This window comes from Streptomyces sp. NPDC002130, assembly GCF_040296465.1.
GTDB lineage: Bacteria > Actinomycetota > Actinomycetes > Streptomycetales > Streptomycetaceae > Streptomyces.
Genome location: NZ_JBEOXI010000721.1, coordinates 1 through 1,624 on the forward strand (window position 1 = coordinate 1; position 1,624 = coordinate 1,624).

General features: G+C 63.4%; 2 protein-coding genes and 1 riboswitch. Both genes read left to right on the top strand.

The features are described from left to right. The coding region (locus ABT116_RS44810; protein ID WP_351646749.1) for a hypothetical protein at positions 1–300 on the top strand (300 nt) is incomplete at its 5' end. 16 nt (positions 301–316) lie between these two features. Then, a riboswitch (cobalamin riboswitch) is annotated at positions 317–452 on the top strand. A gap of 117 nt (positions 453–569) precedes the next feature. Next, positions 570–1,577 (top strand): FecCD family ABC transporter permease, encoded by a 1,008-nt coding sequence (locus ABT116_RS44815; protein ID WP_351646752.1) that lies wholly within the window; start codon positions 570–572, stop codon positions 1,575–1,577. The last annotated feature ends 47 nt before the right edge of the window (positions 1,578–1,624 follow it).

The window sequence follows — 1,624 nt, forward strand, 5'->3', positions numbered from 1 at the left end:
GAAGTGAACAGTAAGCCGCGAGAGTTCTTCCACCTGCTCTACGATCAGGTTCCTCGGACCCCTGAGCTCATCGAACAGGTCGAAGGAATGAATCGGCAACTGGTACTGGGTTTTTCGGAGTACTTGCAGAGCCGCGGTTTCAGTGCGGACGATGCGTTGTTGACGTCGCGGTTGACTGTGACTGCCGTGGACGGCCAGGTGCATCGGGTTGTGCTGGAATCGGATTCACCCGAAGAACTTCGCGTGCGCACCGAAGCCGTCATGCGGCAGGCGAGATCGATGATCGCGTCGGAATCCTGATCCGGTGTATCGAATGGTGACTGCGGTCCGTTATGGTTCTGACGTCATCATCGAGGTAATGGGAAGTCGGTGCAATTCCGGCGCGGTCCCGCCACTGTGAGGTCGTCCATGCGTCGACCGTAGCCAGATACCACCCTCGTTGACGTTGTGTCATGCCACGAGGATGGATCGGTCACACCATGAATGCTGTTGGCGGAGCTCTGTCTCCACCTACCCACCTGCCTTCGCCGAAGGCTGGTGCGCCTCGAGGACGGCTCAGTCCGGGTATCGTGCTGCCCGCTCTGCTGGTCGTCACCGTGCTCTCTGCTGTGTGCGCGTTGGCATTCGGATCCGAGATGCTCCCCGTGTCCACTGTGGTGGACGTGGTGCACTCGCGCTTCGGAGGCCCACCCGTCACGCGTTCCGAACTTGCGATCGTGTGGGGGATCAGAGCACCTCGGGTACTTCTCGGTCTGGCCGTCGGCGCTGGTCTTGCCGTCGCCGGCGCGGTGGTGCAAACCCTCGTCCGTAACGCTCTTGCCGATCCCCACCTGCTGGGAGTGTCGTCCGGCGCGAGTGTCGGTGCCACCGCCGTCATCACCACCGGACTGTTCGCCGGCGCGGGAGTGTGGGCGCTCAGCTTCGGTGCGATGATCGGAGCACTGGGAGCTGCGATTCTCGTCTTCACCATCGCGACGCTGCAAGGCGGCATCACTCCACTGCGATTGGTTCTGACCGGCACCGTTACCGCATCCGCCCTGTCGGCGATCGCGAGTTTTCTGGTGCTGCGTACCAATGATTCCCAGGCCGCGCAGTCCGTATTGTTCTGGCTCCTGGGAAGTTTGGCCGGGGCCTCCTGGGACAAGTTGTGGGCGCCGGTCATCGTTGTGGTCCTGCTGACGGCAGCGGTGTTCGCCCTGCACGGTTGGCTGGACGCGCTGGCGGCCGGACCGGACGTCGCGGCTTCGCTCGGTATTCCCATCCGCACCCTGCGAAACGTGTTGTTCGGAGTGCTGGCAGCGTTGGTCGGCACGATGGTGGCAGTGTCCGGCGCGATTGCCTTCGTAGGCTTGGTCATACCGCACGTCACACGCATGCTTGTCGGAGCCAGACATCGAGTGGTATTGCCGGCGGCAGCGCTGATCGGCGCGTCGTTCCTGGTGTGGGTCGACGTCGTGGCGCGGACCTCGTTGCGACCGACGGAGATCCCGCTGAGCGTGGTGACCGGGGTGATCGGCGCCCCGCTGTTTCTCCTGCTTCTCGGCCGTCGGCGCTACCGATTCGGTGGCAGTTCGTGAGCGCCCGAGCACTGCCGCTGACAGCGTCCGGAGTCGTTGTCCGTATC